Source organism: Kitasatospora sp. NPDC017646 (genome assembly GCF_044329365.1).
Classification (GTDB): Bacteria; Actinomycetota; Actinomycetes; order Streptomycetales; family Streptomycetaceae; genus Kitasatospora.
The window spans coordinates 11,989-28,443 of record NZ_JBIRJC010000063.1; the positions used below are offsets into that span (position 1 = coordinate 11,989).

Consider the following 16,455-nt stretch of genomic DNA (forward strand, 5'->3'; position numbering starts at 1 on the left):
GCGGAAGGGCGGGGAGGGAAAATCGGTGCCTGGAGCCTCGCGGATCCGAAGGGAATTCTCTCTACCCGGACATAAAGACGTCCGGGGCGACGCGGAAACTCCGAACTTCCCGCTTCCGGTTACCGGCTGCGGAACGCTCACGTGCCCCGCTCCGGGGCCGGTCGCGCGTGGACGTCGGTAAGTCTCGTAAGAGCGCCAGATCGGCCGCCGGGACGCGCAACTCGGCGGACAGCACCGGAAACCAGCGAAGCGGTACTCTCTGGCGTCCCGTCTCGACGTCGCAGTACGTCGATTTCTGGACACGGAGGCGACGCGCGATATCGGCCTGACGCAGCCCGGCGGAAACCCTCATCTCCCTCAGGGAGGGCAGCAGGCCGAAATCGGCGATCTCCTGCACGGGAACCCCGAGGACGTCCGCGAGTCGTCTCAGCCGTGACGGGCGAGGGGAATTCCCCGTCGTCTCCCACGTCGACACTGTCGAACGCGAGCAGCCGATCAGCCGCGCCACCTGGGCTTGGGTCATTCCGCGCTGCGTTCGCAGCTCGCGCAGTCGACCACGACGTATCCGCATCCGGGCAGGCCCCTTCGTCGTTGGGCAGCAGTGACCGCACTCTAACCGCCTCGGAGTGTGCACCCCGGGCTCCATGTCACGATCCGGGAACCGTGGTCACAGCCCGGGAACCGTCATACGAACTTCTTTGACGGGGCGATTACGGGGGGCCTATGGTCGATCACCTGTACGTCAGGGGTGGCGCGGGGGACGGGGAGGTCGTAAGTCATGCCCACTTTCGGCACAATTTTCCGAAAGATTGCAGGATTACCCGAACCTGCCCAGGCCGCTCCCGATAAGCGACGGCCCTCGGACGAACCCCGTCCAGGCGGCGACACCCAACCGCCGACGAGCCCCTGGGAAGCGGCCGGACTCGACCTCGCTGCCCGTACCAGCCGCAACGGCGCCGCGCCCGAGACACCGCAGCAGCCGCCCGTACACCCGGGCGCCGTCCCGTGGGTGCCCCAGGACGAGAAGTCCGGCGCGGTCGCCCTGCGCCGTCTGGGCCGGGGAGTCCTGTGGACCGTGGTGGTCCTGGCGGCCGTCACCGGCGTGCGGTCCTGGATCGTCCCGCCGAAGGCCCCGCCGGCCCCGGCCCCGCAGCCCCTTTCCACTGGTCCCGCATTCCCGACGGCCGAGGCCCAGGCCCTCGCCGGCAGGTTCGCCCGCGCTTACATGACCTGGGACGAGGGCGCGGCACAGCAGCGTGCGGCGGCGCTGGCCGCCCTGCTGCCGACCGGCGCCGACACGGGGATGGGCTGGGACGGCAAGGGCCGTCAGGAAGTGATCGACACTCAGCCGGACGCCGTGACACCCGGCGCCCAGGGCCAGGCGCGGGTACGGGTCGAAGTCCTGGTCCGCTCCGGCGCATCCGCCGCTGCCCAGCCCACTGCCCAGCCGGGCGTGCCGGCACCCGCGCCGTCGGCGCCTGCCGCCCAGTGGGTCGCCCTCGAGGTGCCCGTCGCCACCGCGGCCGGCCACCTGGTGGTGAGCGGGCAGCCCGGCCTTGTCGGACTGCCCGAGCACGGCCCGGCGCTGCAGCGCCCGCCCGCGGTCGAGACCGACGCCGCCCTCAGCACCAGTACGCAGCCGATCATCGAGGCGTTCTTCAAGGGCTACGCCGGAGGAGGCGGCACCTCGGCTGCCGCGACCGCGCCCGGCGCCGTCCTGCCGCCGCTGCCGGCGGGAATCGAGTTCCGTTCCCTGACGGCGTGGGCCCTGGACCGCGGCGACGGCACGGACCGGGTCGGCACCGCCCGTGTGTCCTGGGGGATCGGCGGCGCGCAGATCGAACAGACCTACCGGGTCTCCCTGACTCGTGTGTCCAGCTCCGCCGCCGCGACGTGGCAGGTCTCCGCGGTCTACGGCGGGGCCACCGGCTGACCGCCGGGCCGCGGCCTGCTCGCGGGCGGTGAGTTCCTGTCATACGCCCCGCTCACAATCCACATCAGCCATGTATCAGCCTCGAAAGGGAGTCGATGCACGACCACCTTGCATCCGGCGCACAACAGCTCGCCGCACTGACCGACGGCACGGCCTTCAAGAACTGGGCTCTCCTGATCTGCGGGAACCTGTTCCTCGCGTTTTTGGCGGTCAGAATGGTCGGCCAGTTCATGAAGGAGGAATGGGGGAGGCTGATCACGACGATCGTCGCGGCCGTCGCCGTCGCCGGCTTCATCTGGTTCCCGGACACCGCCAAGACCCTGCTCGGCGACGTCTGGACCAAGGTCACGGGCAACACCTGAGATGCGGCAGGGGAACACCTACACCCGGCACTTCGACCTGGAAACCCGCCAGCACGAACTGCTGGGCATCGACCTGGGCGAGGGCGCGCCGCGCCGCGCCCTGGTCCTCGGTCTGGTCCTGTACGCCGTGTGGCTCGGTCTCCTGCTCCTGATCCTCGGGCTGCCGAGCCGGTTCACGTTCACGCTGTACTTTCTGCCGCCCCTGATGATCACCATCTTCGGCACGCAGCGCAGCCACAAGCTCGACCGCCGGTGGAACATCACCCGGTGGGCCATCTCGATCCGGTACCTGGTCCTCGGGCACCGTCCGGTCATCTGCGGCGGCCGGCGCGCGACGCACCGCTCGGAGTGGCTGGGTCGGCGTGCCCGCTGGGGCAGTCGGCTCGACCTGCTCGCGGACTCCCCGCTCGGTCGGCTGGTCGACCGCTTCCTCGGGCCCCAGGGCCAGATTCCCACCGGCTCCGGCGTCCCGCTGCAGCTGGCCGCCCGCCCGCGCCTGTACGGCCCGGACGCGGTGGGGCGCGCGTACGGGCGCAAGACACTCCACAACTAGCCAGCCAGTAGCAGGGGGAACGCGCATGAAGTTGGCCCGACGGATCGGGCAGTTCGTTGGCCTCGGCGGCGAACGCTCGGCGCCGCCGCCGCAGTACACGGCCGTCGCCGACGGGCTGATCGTCACCAGCACGCACGCCGAGGCCTGGTACGTCCTGGGGACGTCGAACACCGATCTCATGAGCGAGGCCGCCCGGGACGCCGAGCTCGACCAGGCGATCAGCGCCCTGGCGCACACGCTCGGCGGGATGGACTGCCATCTGCGGGTGCTCTGGTCGCCGCTGCACGCCGCCGACTACCTCGCCGAGGCCGAGGAGATGTTCACCACCGGGAACTGGCAGTACTGGGCCGACCTGAGGGTCCGCCGCCTCGAACAGATCGGCCTGCCCTCACGCCATCTGCTGCTCGGAGTGAGGATCACCGATCGCACCGGCGCCGCCCAGTCGGCCGGGCGCCGCACCGTGCAGGAGGGGCTGGGGATCGCCTCCGCCTCCGTCAGCAACCGCGAACTGGCCAAGCTGGACGCGACCATGCGCCGCCTGGGCCGCCGTCTCGAAGCGACGCCCTGGCGGGCCCGGCCGGCCAGTGTGGAGATGCTGGCGTGGATGATCAGCCGCGAGCAGCACCGCGCGGCCCCGGTCCCCGCCGCGCACCGCGGCCAGGTGGTCGGCGCGCAGCTCGCCAACCTGACCAGGGGACGCATCCTGCCCTTCCCGGACCATCTCCAGGTCGTCGGGCCCGGCGGTGAAGTGGCGGCGTGGACGGCGATCCTGACCATGGCCGGGTTCCCGGAGCAGCAGCCCGTCCCCGGCTCCGGCGAGTGGCTGCGGGTGCTCGCCGAGATCAACTACGTGCCGGAGCCCGAGGACGGCGAGGACGACCCGGACGCGCTGATCCTGCCCGTGAGCCCCGAGGCGAGCGTCCGGTTCAAGGTCCAGCGCAAGCGGGACGCACTCAAGGTCGTGGACGACGCGCGCCGCCTCGCCAAGGAACAAAGGCGCAGTGCCGCGAGGCACTCGGCCGAGGACCCGGGCGGGGCCATCGAGGAGACCGAGGACGTCATGGCCGGTCTCGCGCGGGACATGCAGCGCGAGGACGTGACGCTGGTGGAGGACCACCCGCGCCTGATCGTCACCTCGACCACCAGCCTGGCCGACCTGCGCGCCCGGGTCGACGCGGTGATCGACTTCTACGGCGGCAGCGGCATCGAGGTCCACCTCGCGGAGGACGAGCAGCGCGAACTGTGGCTCGAGGCGCAGCCCGGTGACCGGCTGCGCGTGCCGGACCTGGGACACATCCGTGATGCCACCGCCTTCGCCGGCTCCTGGTGGTGGGGCGGTGCCAAGGTAGGCGACGACGACGGTCCGATCGCCGGCTACCTCACCGGCTCGACTCCCGGGCCGTTCCGCAACGACGTCACGGCCGGGAGCGATCGCGGCGACGCGACCACGACCCTCTACGTCGGCCGGTCGGGCCGCGGCAAGACCACCGCGATGATGCTGAGCATGCTGGACGCCGCGTTCCGCGGCGCCTGCTGCATCGCGCTGGATTTCAAGGGCGACCTGGGCGGCGTCGTGACGGCCGGGCGCCAGCTCGGGTTGACGGGCCATGTCGTGGAGACCGGCACCCAATACGCCGGGTTCTGCGACCTGTTCGTCCTCCTCGCCGAAGAAGGCGTCGAGCGCGCGCAGATCGAGGTCCCCGCCCAGCTCGGCATCGCCATCCCCCCGCACCTGCGCGCTCGCGGCGCCGAGACCCCGATCCAGCATGCTGTCAACGCCGTCGTCGGCCAGGGCCAGCCCGCCACATGGCGAGTGATCGAATACCTGCGGCGCATGGAGGACCCGCTCGCCCGCGAGACCGGCGAAGCCCTCTATGAGCTCGCGCAGACCGGCGTCGGCGCACCGTTCATGGGCCGCCCCACTGACCAGACGATTCCGCTGCGCCCGGAGCCGGGTATCTGGGTGGTGCAGATGCCGGGGCTGTCGCTGCCGGACATCGAGTCCGACCGGGAGGACTGGAACGTCTCCCAGCGTCTGTCGGTGGCGCTGATGCACAGCATGCTGGCGTTCGGTGTGGTGACGGCCGGCCGCCGTGACCTGCGGGGCCTGCGCAAGGCCGTGTGCGTGCCGGAGGTCCACGTTCTGACCGCGACGCGTGAAGGCTCGGCGTTCCTCTCCTACATCGCCCGTGTCGGTCGCGCTTTGGCGACGGCGCTGCTGCTGGACACTCAGGACCCGGACAGCATCAACCGACTGACCGGTGTCGTCGAGCAAATCAGCGCGGTCTTCGGATTCCAGCTGACCACCGCCGAGCAGCAGGACGCGCTGGCCGAGCTCCTCGGCCTGCCCGTCGACCGGCACACCCGTGCTCTGATCCGCAGCGTCGGCCTGCTGCCCGACGGCGAGATCCGGCACGGCCACTGCATCGTGCGGGACCGGCGTGACGCCGCCGCCACCGTGCAGTGGGACATCCCGAGTTGGGAACTGCGCGGGTGGCTCGACACCTCGCCGCAGGCGACCGCAAGCGCCGACGGACACGACGGCGGGCCCGTATCCATGGAGAAGGTGACCTCTTGACGAAGCACCGCCGCACCCGCGCCGCCGTCCTCACCGCCGCTGCCGCCGCCCTGCTCGCCGCGGCGGGCTGCGGGTCCGACGGCAAACCCGCCAAGACCGACGACCCGGCGGCCGCGGTCCTCAAGGCGGCCCGCGAGTACCAGGAGGCCGCCAACTCCGGGGACTGGACAAAGGCGTGCCCGCTCATGTCGGCCCGGCTGCGCGGCGGCACCGTCGCCGACTGCATGAGCGCCCATGAGGCCAACCCCGCCTCGATCGACCACTGGACGCCGACCCCCACCGCATCCGAGACGCCCACCCTGCCACCGGCCACCTACGCCGACGGCTCCACCCCGCCCCCGCCCGCCACCGCCACGCCCACCGGCCCCGACTACGCCGACACCGGCAAGGTCGCCGTCAGCGACGCCACCGCCATTCCCGCGGCCGGCAACCACCCGGCCGGCTGGGCCGTCTACGCCACCTGGTCCGTCACCTGGCCCGACAAGCCGGCCGAGACCGACCGCCGCGCGCTGCGCCTGGTGCAGGATGACGGCGGGTGGCGGGTGGACCAGCACGAGGACGCGATCACATCGCCGGCGGAGCTGACCGCGATCCTTAGCCGGGTGTCGAAGTGATCCCTCTTTTCCCGATACTGAGCCGGGTGCCGCGGCTGCGGAACCTGATGATCCCGCTGCTGTTCTTCCTGTGCCTGGGCACGATGCCCGCGCACGCCGCCAACATCGCCCCGGTCGGGCTCGGGGACCTGATGCCGTCGCCGAGCAGTTCGGTCCCGGCCGGGCAGGGGACGATGTTCGAGACCTACAACAACATGCTGTTGTGGCAGCTCGACTCCGACTACGGCGTGAGCGACGTCCTGGACCCCACCCTTGAGGCGTTCGCCGACCTCGGCATGATGCTGATCGTGATCGTCGGCCGCGCGTGCGTGGTGATCGTCCAGTGGCTGTTCGCGCTGACGTCGATCCCGCCCCTGGAGCAGGCGATCACCCGCAGCATCGGCGGCGCCGCCGCCGGTCTGACGGAGACCCTGCTCCCGACGGCGCTCGCCATCGGCGCCCTGGTCGCGTTCGTCGACCACAAGAAGAACGGCGGGGGGAGCCTGTCGCAGATCGCCTGGGTCGCCGTGTCCGGCGTCGTCTCCATTTCGCTGCTGACCTCGCCTGGTGCGTGGGTCGGCGGCGTCGACACCGCGCGCACGCTCGGGGCCAACGTCACGATGCAGGCCACCTCGGCCGGTCTCGGCGACGGAACGCAGGATTTCCCGTTCAAGCTCAACCACACCCCGCAGTTCACCGGGCAGGGCCGCGACGACGCCTTGCGCAAGAGCTCCGACAGCGTGTGGCGCGCCTATGTCGCCACGCCGTGGTGCCTGGCCGAGTACGGCAGCTTCGAGGTGTGCCGCAAGTTCGGAAGTCAGGTCCTGGACAAGGGCACTGACATGGACAAGCGCAAGGACTGGCTGCAGGACACGGTGACCAAGGACGCGGTCGGCTCGGACTCGGTCAGCTGGCGACAGGGACACCGCCCGGTCGGCCGGATCGCCGTGGTCATCCCCTCCCTGATCTCCGTGCTGCTGTTCGCGGTCCTGATCATCATGCTGTGCTTCACCTCGCTCGCGAGCCTGCTCGGGGCACTGATGCTGCTTCTGACAGGCGTCGTCTTCTCCTGTCTGTGGGTCATCCCGGGGCGTCCGCGGCAGTGGGGCCTGGCCTGGTTCGACCAGCTGCTCGGCCGGACGCTGGAGTCCATGATCGCCACCCTGGTCCTCGGGGCGGTGCTCAGCCTCCAAACAGCAACGACGCAGATGTTCGGCACCTACGGGTGGCTGCCGAGCGCCGGCCTGTCGATCGCCGTTGCCGTCGTCGGGATCAAGTTCCGGTCGACCGTGGCGGCCATTTTCGGCGTCGCCACCAGCAATGGCAGCGCCATGGGCGGCCTGCTCGCCATGCAGGCCCTGAGCAAGATCGGCAAGCGCACGTTCACGCGCCGCCCCTCCCCCACCGCCCCCGACAGGAAACCGCGCGGCGGAGGCAAGGACGACGGGTCAGGCAGCGGACCCGGCGGCAGCGGGTCCGGCGGCACAGGGCGCTCCGGCGGCCAGCCCCCCACGCCCACCCGGCCCCGGCCCATCCCGCCGCCCCCGCCGCCGCTGCCGCAGGAAGCCATCGAGCCCGCACCCGCCCGCATCCCGCTGCCCGCAGGAACACACGGCGGACGAACAGGCAGCGACCACCGCACCTCACCCCGGCCGCTCCCGCGCCCGCAGCCGCGCCCCATCCCGGCCGGGACCGGCGGCGCCGGTCCCGCCCGCACCCCGCTGCCCGCCGGCGCCTCGACCACAGGCCCGGCCCGGCCGCAGACCGGCGCCGACGGCCAGCCCGCGGCCATCCCCGGGCACCGCCGCCCGGAACCGCCGCCCGCCCACACCACCCCGCCGACGGCCCCGGCGGCTGGGCGGCCGCGCACCCAGCCGCCGCAGGACGGGACGCAGGACGGGCCGGACTACGGGTTCAGGCAGGCCCCGCCGCCCCCGCCACCGGGCGAACCCCGAGTCATCCGGGGCGAGGTGATCAGCCGTACCCCGCCCGTGATCGCCGACCGGCCGCGCCGCCGCCGCGGCACCACGACACCGCCGCCCGCCCGCAAGGTGGCGCCCGCCGCCCGCACACAGGCCCCCACGCCCCAGGCCAACAGGAGGGGATGACCCATGCCCGCCGACCGCGAGCCGACCCCCCAGGAATGGCGCGAGATCCTCGCCCGCGGCGTCGACATGCCGGAGGAAACCCGCACCGGCAACCGCCGCAAGCGCCGCGAAGCCCGCCGCGACCACCGCCACGACAGCCGGCGGGAGACGAAGGCATGGCTCGAGGAACAGCGGCGCCGCGAGCCGGTCAACCCGGCCGGCGCCATCCTCGCCATCCTGCTGATCCTCGGCCTCGGCATCGGCGCCCGGTGGCTGTGGCCCAGCGGCGGGCACCAGGCGGCCGGCCCCGCGCCGGCCGCCTCGACGACGCACCCCGTCTCCCAGGACGACCAGCCCCAGCCGACCGCCGTGACCACGACACCGCAGCAGACACCCGAGCCCACCCACGACCGCAGCAACCACGACAAGGTGGCCGAGAACGCCGTACGCCTCTACCTCACCCGCGACCCGGTCAAAGACCAGGACCACAAAGCCTCCGTCGAACGGGCCGCGCCCTACCTGACGCCCGCCCTGACCGCCAATCTGGAAGGCCACTCCGACCCCGCGTTCACGAAGCTCGTCAGCCAGGGATCCGCGACGGCCACGGTCACCGCCGTGACCGTCGGCCCCGCCGACCCCGGCCTGCCGCCGGACACCCCGCTGCGCGTCTGGCGCAAGGTCACCGCCACCATCGAGGTGCGCGGCTACGCCACCACGACGCAGACCACCGTCCTGCAGGCCGAGGTCACCCTCGGCGACGGCGACCAGTGGCGGGTATCCGCCCTGCTGGGGCTGTAGTGGACGGCCGCGACGCGGCCCGCTTCGCCGCCCAGGCAGCGGGCCGCGCCCTGATGCTCAAAGCCGGCGCGATCGTCGCAGCCTTCGGGCTGGTCGGCCTGCTGGTCATCGGCATCCTCGGCGGCGGCGCCGGAAAGGCCGGCGCCGCCAGTACCTCCTGCGGCAACCTGGGCACACCCGGCGCCCCCCTGCCCGGAGGCAGCACCGGCCCCGACGGAGCCAGCCCCACCCACTACCCCGGCGGCCGGATGCGCGACGAGCAGCTCGCCAACGCCAAGACGATCGACCAGGTAGCCCGCGAACGAGGACTGTCCGGCCGGGCGACCCTCATAGGCCTCATGACGGCTCTGCAGGAGTCCACCCTGATCGATCTGCCCGGCGGCGACCGCGACTCGATAGGGCTGTTCCAGCAGCGGCCCTCGATGGGCTGGGGCACCGTCGAGCAGCTCAAGGGCCACCCCGACTACCAGGCGAGGATGTTCTTCTACGGCTCGCCCACCGGCGACCCCCAGGGCCTGACCGGCGTCCCGTACTGGCAGGACAAGCCGCTCGGCGCCGCCGCCCAGGCGGTCCAGCACAGCGCCTACCCGGACCTGTACGACCGCCAGGAGCAGAGCGCCCGCGAAATAGCGGCCCAAGCCGGCCTCGACCTCAACCGGCCCGGCACCGGTGCCAGCGGCACCGCCGCCCCCGGCTCCAGCGCCACCCCCACCGGCCCCAACAACTGCTACCCCGAGGCCCCCTCCGTCCCCGGCGCCCCGTTCCACGACAGCGCCGCGCCCTGGCCCGACATCGTCAAGAACCCGCGCAGCACGGCGGACGCCATCGCCTGGGACCGCAACGAGGCCGCCAACGGCACCGCCAGGTGGCAAGCCATGTGCCTGGCCGCCACCGCCTCCGCCTACGGCTGGAACTACGCCGGGTACACCAACCCCCCGGCGAACTCGCACGCGTGGGCGATCGAGCACTACCGCAACATCATCCCGGCCACCATGCGGCACGACAAAGACCGCAACCCCCCGCCAGGCGCCCTCCTGTACTGGGACACCGGCGGCCAGTACGGCCACATCGCCGTCTACGTCGGAGGCGGGCAGGTCGCCAGCACCGACATCCTGAGGCCGGGCCACATCGACATCGTCCCGGCAGAGCAGATCGAAACGAAGTGGGGCGCCACCTACCTCGGGTGGGCACCGCCCTACTACCCGGCCGCCGGATAGGAAGAGACCGACCGTGACCATCGACCCGGACACCGTCCCGGCCTCGCCCGTCTACACCATCACCCTGACCAGCTCCGGCACGGCCCTGCTCGACGGCGCCGAGATCCCGGTCCCACCGGGCGCAGACCTCCACGAGGCCCGCGTCGCCGCCCTCAGAGAAGTGCAGATCAAAGCGGCGCTGCGCGACCGCCCGGTCCGGGCCATCGCCAAGGAACCGACGGGCACGGTGTGGCACCTGATCGTGTCCGTCGACGGACGGGCCATCACCCTCGCCCACCCGCACCCCCGACCGGCGACACCCGCACCCCAGCCCCCACCCGCCGCGCCGCCGCCCCCGCCCGTCCACCCCCAGCCACAGCCGCCGCAGCCGCGGGCGACCGCCGCCCCGGCCCTCGCCCCCCAGCCCGTACCCCCGCAGCCCAGGCCGTTCACCACCGGCCCCGTCACGTCCGGACCGCCACCGACCCCCCTCCCAGCCGCGCCCACGGATCCCCACGCCACCCACATCCTGCGCGTCCCAAAGCTCACACCACCGCCAGCCGAACGGCTCCCCGCCACCACCGCCGACAACTGGTCAGAACCCTTCACAGGCCCCTACGCCCTACTGCTCACCCGCATCCGCACCCAGGAAGAAACAGGCGACCACGATGGCGCCCTCCTCACGGCAGAAGCACTCGAGGACTCCCTCACCGGCCTCCTCGGCGACCACCACCCACAAACCGTCAACGCGCTCGGCCTAAGGGCCTGGCTCACCCTGCGCCACAGCGACTGGGCCGAGGCCGCAGACCTGCTGCTGCTCACCATCGAACGCCGACGGACAGCCGGGGCGCCCGCCGAGGACACCGGCCGCCTCGCCCGCGACGCACACCTCGCCTGGCGCAAACTCGCCGCAGACGATCCCGAATACGCCCTCGAAATCGCGGGCCGGCTCGTGACCGCCCTCGACAACGACGAGAAACGCCGCCGCCACGTCATCAGCTGGGTCGAAAGCGGAGCCGTACGCCCCGGTCCGGTCCGCAAGGACACCCCCACCGTGCACCTGCTGGCCCTCCCCCGACCACCCCGGACCTGACCCGTACCACCCGGCCAGCCCGCCGCGGACAAGCCCGCGGCGCCAGTCTGGCGCGGTGTTCCGGCAAACCGGACACACCATGCGGCAGCTCCGGGCCCCGAGACCGCTATCACCGGAGGCAGTAGTCGGGTACGCCGGGCAACAGGACCACCACCGTCATGTGACGCACGACACATCGAGATTTCCAAGATCCTTGCCGGATTCGCCCGATCCCGGCCCCAGAGAGTGGGGAACCTCCCCAGAAGACGGAGGAACGAGAGAGATGACCACCGCAGCCCACCCATGTGCGCTTCCGGCTGGGCTCGCCCTTCTACAGGAACCGCTGGGATGGACCGGTCGATCGGTCCAGTGTCAGTACAGGGACCTGCCCCTGGACGATCGCCTTGGGGCTTATGAGGCAGCCCTCCTCGTGTTGCTGGGAAGGGACGGCGGCGATGTTGGTGTCCCAGCCGGCCCCGTCACCATCAAGTGGATGCCTGGGGAGGTGAAATTCGAGTTCATGGTGCCAACCACGCCGGGCTGGATCGCATTCGGCCTGTGGTGGAGGCAGATGTGGGACTGGGGACTGACCCGGGAGACCCTCATAGCGGCGCTCGCCGCCCGGTGGGCCGCTATCGAGGGTGACCACGCCACCGTCGACAACTTCACCCGCGACGTCCTCGGCCACAGGAAGCCCCATGAGTGGCGAGACGCGGTGATCAGCGGGCTGCTGGGCGACTGGGTCGACCGGCTCGGCAGCTACCTGACCAATGCCGAACTGCTGGCGATCCTGCGGGACTACACCGCCGCCGAACGCCGACGATGGACGGAGATCTGGGAGCACCGGCCCGGCGGCTTCCAGTGGCGGGCTCCCGACGGCACCGTTCGTACGGGCAAGGGCAAGCGGGTGTGGCTGCTGGAGACGCCCAACCGCGACGGCGTGACGGTCCGGGACGTGCTCCCCGATAAGTCCGACGCCGGCTTCCTTGCCCTGGACCACGACTTCACCGACCCCCGGGTCGACGCCGTGCTTTGCGGTCTCGACCCGACGGAGGCCGCCGTCGCCAACCTCTGGGCCTCGCGCAAGGCCACCTGGGCCGACGCCGCCCTCGACCTCGGCCTGCCTGCCGCCTACGGCGACCGGGTCCGCCGCAAGCTCTCTCACCTCGGCGACCGGCACACCCAGCGGGCCGCAGCGGCGGTGACCCGATGAGCCGGCCCCCGGTCTACCGGGAGACCGAGCACGGCTTGGTGCTGCGCGTGCCCGCCGCGCCGACCTGCACCGCCATGGCTGGCACCGGATCAGTCGCAGGCGCCCTGCTGACAGGCACGGTGCCGCCGAACTCCCCGCTGGTGTGGCCGCTCGTCGTCCTCGCCCTCGGCTCCATGGCCTACGACCTCGGCGTCAGAGCCCTCCGGCGCCAGAACAGCTGACTGCGTATATGCCGGTCTTATCCGAGGTGATGGGCGTCACATGCGGGTTTTCAAGATTCTTTGCCGACTCCCCCCGACGGCAGGACTGGAGATGACAGACCCTGATCTCCGAGACTGGCAAGGAGTCACGAATGGACCCGGAGTACGCCCGCTTTACCGGGCTCGCCGTGCGAGCCCGCCTGCTGCCCTGGTGCGCCCGGTGCGACCAACCGCTCAACGACACCCTCCACGCATGCGTCTCGACCGGCGGCATCGTCCCGTGGTTCCGCCTCATCGACGAGAGCAACCGCGCAGACCTCGACTGGGTTCGGGCTCATCTTTACCAGTTGGTCGCTGCGGGGATCAGGATTCTTATCAGCTGGACGGAGATGGTGCCCGGCGACAAGTCCCAGCGCCTCTACGCGGACCTCGTCCTGGTACTCATCGGCGCAATCCAGGACCGGTGGCTAGTTCCCGAGACGCGCTCCGCGCTGATGGCTGCGCTTCGAGGGCAACACCAAGGCGGTCGATGACTTCAGCCGCACCTGGCTCGGGTTGTCCAACCCGCAGCGGTGGCGCGAGGCGGTCGAGACGGCCCTGCTCGGAACCTGGACCGAGGGGCTTGGCCAGGGCTGGAGCGACGACCCAGAGATCGTGAGCCTGCTGCGGCGTCACAGCCGGGCCGAACACCGCAACCTTCAGCCGCTGTGGGAGCGGAAGACCGGCGGGCGCCGGTGCGTGCTACTCAGCCAGCCCCTCGGCGCCGACCTCACCGTCGCCGACCTGCTCACTGAGCACCGCACCCCCGAGCTCCAGGCCTTGAAGGCGGAGCTCTCGGACGGCCGGCTCGCCGCCATTCTGCGGGCCCTCACCGCTGGGGAGCAGGCCACGGCCCGCCGCTGGGCGGCGGACGGGGAGTCCTGGGCACGGGCCGCGCTCGACACTGGGCTACCCGAGGCCTACGGCGAACGGGTCCGCCGCAAGCTCAAGCGCCTCGGCAACCGGCACACCGAACGTGCCCGTGCCACGGCCGGGGCGGCGGCCCGAAGCGGTCAAATCTGGCGGTCCGGGTCGGAGAAGGTCAGGCCGCCGGGCGAGAGGCGGCGACGGGCCGGGGCGGGTACGGCCGCGGTCTCACCGAGCGGCTGGCGGAAGTCGGCGCCTTGCTCGACCGGCAGCAGCCGGCGCCCGCCGGACTGGGCGGGAAGGGGCGCGTCGGCGGCAGGATCGGAGAAGGCGGGCAGCGAGAGGCTGCGTCGGTCGGTCATGATCACCAGTGTCGCAGCCTGGGTGGGTGCGGGTGGGCCAGACCGCTACCACCGGTGGTAGGGGTCTGGCCCTGGCCACCAGGGCCAGACCGGCCCGTTGTTTCAGACCCCCAGAACAGAGCGGTTAAGCCCCTGCTACCACTCTCTCTCCCGCCCCGAGGCAGGCTGGCCGCCGTGGTCTGCGCTCCGACCTGTGGGAACAGCACTGAGGCCCGCCGAAGCGGGCCTCAGTGTGGGCTGCGCCCGACGCCGGGCGGTGTGAGTGCAGAACGTTTCAGAGACGCAGAACGTTGCGGTTAACTCTGTGCTACCGGTCAGGCGGGCAAGCTCTCCGTCTGCCGGCTGTAGCGCTGCCGCCGGGCCTCGCGCAACGACTCGGGATCGGACACCACGATCTCAGGGACGACCGCCAGGCGGTCCGACATCTTCCCGCCGGTGAAGACGGGGTGGAGCTGGTAGAGCGCGTCGTCGATCGGCCAGGCAAGCTTCGTACGCTCCAGGGCGCCGACGGCCTTGTTCACCGAGGGGTGGGACAGGGCCAGTAGCTCCCCCATGTCCCGCTGGCTCAGGTTCACGGTGCCGAAGTCGGGGTCGAACCGGGCGAGGAACAGGTGCAGGAGCCGGTGAGCGCTGGCGGTCAGGTCGACCAGCGAGAGCACCTCCAACGCCTCCCGGCTGAGGACGACCGGGGCCGACGGAAGCGGGGCGATGTACGCCATGGTGCTGGTCCTTCCTGATCTCGGGGCTGCCGTGGCCGGCCGCCCGCGTGCGGGCTGGGCCTCAGACGGCGGCGGAGCGCTTGGGCTGGGCCGTCCGGCCGGACACGCGCTTGATCGGCACCACGTTCTCCCCCACCGCGGCCTGCTTCGCCTTCTTCGCCTCGTCCTTGGCGGCGGCGCGGATCTCGCGCCACTCCGCCGGGTGGTCGGGGCCTGGCAGCAGGAAGGTGTCGCCGACGGCGTCCAGCCACTCCTGCTGCACCCTCTCATGATCCCCCGAACCGATGGCGACCGTCAGGAAGGGGTTCAGCTGGAGCAGGCCCCGCCCGGCCGGGCGGACCCAGGGCAGGGAGGAGAAGTACTGCATCGCCTCGGAGACCGTGGCGGGCGACAGGCCGGCGCGGGACTGGAGGTCGCGCTGGGTGGTGCGGACGTAGCCGGGGGTGTTGGGGCGCTTCGGGGTGCCGGAGCCCATCCGCTGGAGGGAGAGCACCTTGCACCAGGTCTGGAACCAGCCGCCCGGGGCGCGCAGGCTGCCGAGGACCTCGAGCATGATCCGCGCGTCGGTGACGTAGCCGAGGACCGGGTCGCCGAGTGAGCCGTAACCGGATTCGAACTCGCGGGACTTGACCGTCTGCACGCGGACGATCACGTTGCCCTTGCGGTCGAGCTCGGTGATCACACGCTGACCCTTGGCGGGGAGCAGGCGGTCGGTCATCGCGGCACCCATCTCTGATCATGAATGGAACGATCAAGACGGTAGCACAGCCTTAACCACGCTGTTTCAGATTTCCAGAACGACACGGTCAAGTCGGTGCTACCGGGTGACTGCCGCCGCGCGGGGGTCGGAGCCGGGTCGGGCGGGGAAGGTTTGTTTCAGACACGCCTAACACCAGCGATCCCCCGTGTTTCAGATCTCTGAAACGTTCCTCGCTGGATAAGTGCAGGTCAGAGGGCGTTTTCGCGGATCTGCTTCTCATCAGTGACAGGAACTCGCCGTCGTAACGCGCGCAACACGAGGTGCCGAACGCCCCCGTACTGCGCCTGTTGCTGGCGACTGGGGCCTCCGGCGGGCCGGCTGTCCGTGCCGCTGCCGCCGCTCGGGCCGGGCACCGACGTCGGCCTGCTGGCCGGGGCCGGTCGGGCTCACTGCGCCAGTCATGGAAGTCCGGCTGCCGCCGGACCCGGGCCTTGACGGCCCTTTCCATGCCTACGAGTTCCGGCGGCTGGTGTCCGTTCCTTGCCGCTGTTGGCGCTGCGGCTCGGTGGCGAGTGCGGGCACGGGGTGGTCCCGGCCCGCGCTTCCAGGTCGTGAAGGTGGGCAACGAGGTGTTCGTCAGGTGGGTGGTGACGTCGGCAACCAACCCGGTGGCGGGCAGGCCGGGGCGCTCGGTGCAGGCCGGATCGGTAGGTGGCCCGCCCAGCACGGGCACCCGCCACTGCTTCAAGGGGGCGGGTGCCAGGTCGGGCCGTCCACGGCCCGACCGGTGAGGCGACGGGCCGACGGCGGGGCCGGCCACGGCCCTGCTGGCGGATCCGCGGCTCAGGCCCTCGACCGGGGGATGGTCCAGCGCATCCAAGGCGCTGGCCACGGGTGCGGGGGCGGAGCACGCCGCGCCCAGCCACCCAGGCGGCCGCTGTCCGCGTCGGCCCGCAGTTGCCGCCCGGTCCCGGTCTGGGCGGCAGGGCAGGTGGTCAGCGTTCCCGTGGGTGGGGGAGAGCGAGGGGGGAGGGCCGGGATGCCGTGCCGCCCGCCGACATACAGGTGGCCGGACACCTCGGCTGAGGTGTGCCGCCCCCCCCGGGGGGGTGGTCAAACCCCCCCGCCACCCCCGGGGGGGGGGGGGGGGGGAAGGGGGGGGGCGCGCGGGGGGCGAGCCGAC

The 16,455-nt window shown here is 71.8% G+C and carries 16 protein-coding genes; 12 read left to right on the forward strand and 4 right to left on the reverse strand.

Going from position 1 to position 16,455, the window contains the following annotated elements:
• Window positions 1-61: 61 nt before the first annotated feature.
• Window positions 62-646 (reverse strand): helix-turn-helix transcriptional regulator, encoded by a 585-nt coding sequence (locus tag ACH4J0_RS39835; RefSeq protein ID WP_396246088.1) that lies wholly within the window; start codon window positions 644-646, stop codon window positions 62-64.
• Window positions 647-1,009: 363 nt separating this feature from the next.
• On the opposite strand from ACH4J0_RS39835, the gene ACH4J0_RS39840 reads away from it, so the two are divergent.
• The 12 genes from ACH4J0_RS39840 to ACH4J0_RS39895 all read left to right on the forward strand — a co-directional run bounded on the left by ACH4J0_RS39840 (window position 1,010) and on the right by ACH4J0_RS39895 (window position 13,118).
• Window positions 1,010-1,933 (forward strand): conjugal transfer protein, encoded by a 924-nt coding sequence (locus ACH4J0_RS39840; RefSeq protein ID WP_396246089.1) that lies wholly within the window; start codon window positions 1,010-1,012, stop codon window positions 1,931-1,933.
• Between the two features lie 95 nt (window positions 1,934-2,028).
• Window positions 2,029-2,295, forward strand: a complete 267-nt coding sequence (locus ACH4J0_RS39845) for a hypothetical protein (protein ID WP_396246090.1) — start codon at window positions 2,029-2,031, stop codon at window positions 2,293-2,295.
• Window position 2,296: 1 nt separating this feature from the next.
• A complete protein-coding gene (locus tag ACH4J0_RS39850) occupies window positions 2,297-2,848 on the forward strand; it encodes a hypothetical protein (RefSeq protein ID WP_396246091.1) in 552 nt (183 codons plus the stop codon).
• Window positions 2,849-2,873: 25 nt separating this feature from the next.
• The gene (locus ACH4J0_RS39855; protein ID WP_396246092.1) at window positions 2,874-5,426 is read left to right on the forward strand and encodes an ATP-binding protein; all 2,553 of its coding nucleotides are present in this window, start codon (window positions 2,874-2,876) and stop codon (window positions 5,424-5,426) included.
• Window positions 5,423-6,040 (forward strand): hypothetical protein, encoded by a 618-nt coding sequence (locus ACH4J0_RS39860; protein ID WP_396246093.1) that lies wholly within the window; start codon window positions 5,423-5,425, stop codon window positions 6,038-6,040. The genes ACH4J0_RS39855 and ACH4J0_RS39860 overlap by 4 nt, the downstream gene beginning before the upstream one ends.
• 26 nt (window positions 6,041-6,066) lie before the next feature.
• Entirely contained in the window at window positions 6,067-8,127 is a 2,061-nt protein-coding gene (locus ACH4J0_RS39865; RefSeq protein WP_396246094.1) for a hypothetical protein, read from the forward strand.
• A 3-nt stretch (window positions 8,128-8,130) separates the two neighbouring features.
• A complete protein-coding gene (locus ACH4J0_RS39870) occupies window positions 8,131-8,904 on the forward strand; it encodes a hypothetical protein (protein WP_396246095.1) in 774 nt (257 codons plus the stop codon).
• Window positions 8,904-10,121 (forward strand): peptidase M23, encoded by a 1,218-nt coding sequence (locus ACH4J0_RS39875; RefSeq protein WP_396246096.1) that lies wholly within the window; start codon window positions 8,904-8,906, stop codon window positions 10,119-10,121. The genes ACH4J0_RS39870 and ACH4J0_RS39875 overlap by 1 nt, the downstream gene beginning before the upstream one ends.
• A gap of 13 nt (window positions 10,122-10,134) precedes the next feature.
• Window positions 10,135-11,193, forward strand: a complete 1,059-nt coding sequence (locus tag ACH4J0_RS39880; RefSeq protein WP_396246097.1) for a hypothetical protein — start codon at window positions 10,135-10,137, stop codon at window positions 11,191-11,193.
• 499 nt (window positions 11,194-11,692) lie between these two features.
• Window positions 11,693-12,385 carry a hypothetical protein gene (locus ACH4J0_RS39885; protein WP_396246098.1) on the forward strand — a complete coding sequence of 231 codons (693 nt, stop codon included), beginning with the start codon at window positions 11,693-11,695 and terminating at the stop codon, window positions 12,383-12,385.
• Window positions 12,382-12,606: a hypothetical protein gene (locus ACH4J0_RS39890; RefSeq protein ID WP_396246099.1), complete on the forward strand. Its 225-nt coding sequence runs from the start codon at window positions 12,382-12,384 to the stop codon at window positions 12,604-12,606. Before ACH4J0_RS39885 ends, ACH4J0_RS39890 begins: the two co-directional genes overlap by 4 nt.
• Window positions 12,607-12,737: 131 nt before the next feature.
• On the forward strand, window positions 12,738-13,118 hold the full coding sequence (locus tag ACH4J0_RS39895) for a hypothetical protein (RefSeq protein WP_396246100.1): 381 nt from the start codon (window positions 12,738-12,740) through the stop codon (window positions 13,116-13,118).
• 519 nt (window positions 13,119-13,637) lie between these two features.
• Here ACH4J0_RS39895 and ACH4J0_RS39900 read toward each other — a convergent pair.
• The 3 genes from ACH4J0_RS39900 to ACH4J0_RS39910 form a co-directional block, all read right to left on the reverse strand.
• Complete coding sequence (locus ACH4J0_RS39900) at window positions 13,638-13,853, reverse strand: hypothetical protein (RefSeq protein WP_396246101.1); 216 nt, start codon at window positions 13,851-13,853, stop codon at window positions 13,638-13,640.
• A 314-nt stretch (window positions 13,854-14,167) separates the two neighbouring features.
• On the reverse strand, window positions 14,168-14,572 hold the full coding sequence (locus tag ACH4J0_RS39905; protein WP_396246102.1) for a helix-turn-helix domain-containing protein: 405 nt from the start codon (window positions 14,570-14,572) through the stop codon (window positions 14,168-14,170).
• Window positions 14,573-14,633: 61 nt separating this feature from the next.
• On the reverse strand, window positions 14,634-15,290 hold the full coding sequence (locus ACH4J0_RS39910) for a hypothetical protein (protein ID WP_396246103.1): 657 nt from the start codon (window positions 15,288-15,290) through the stop codon (window positions 14,634-14,636).
• Window positions 15,291-16,455 lie beyond the last annotated feature (1,165 nt).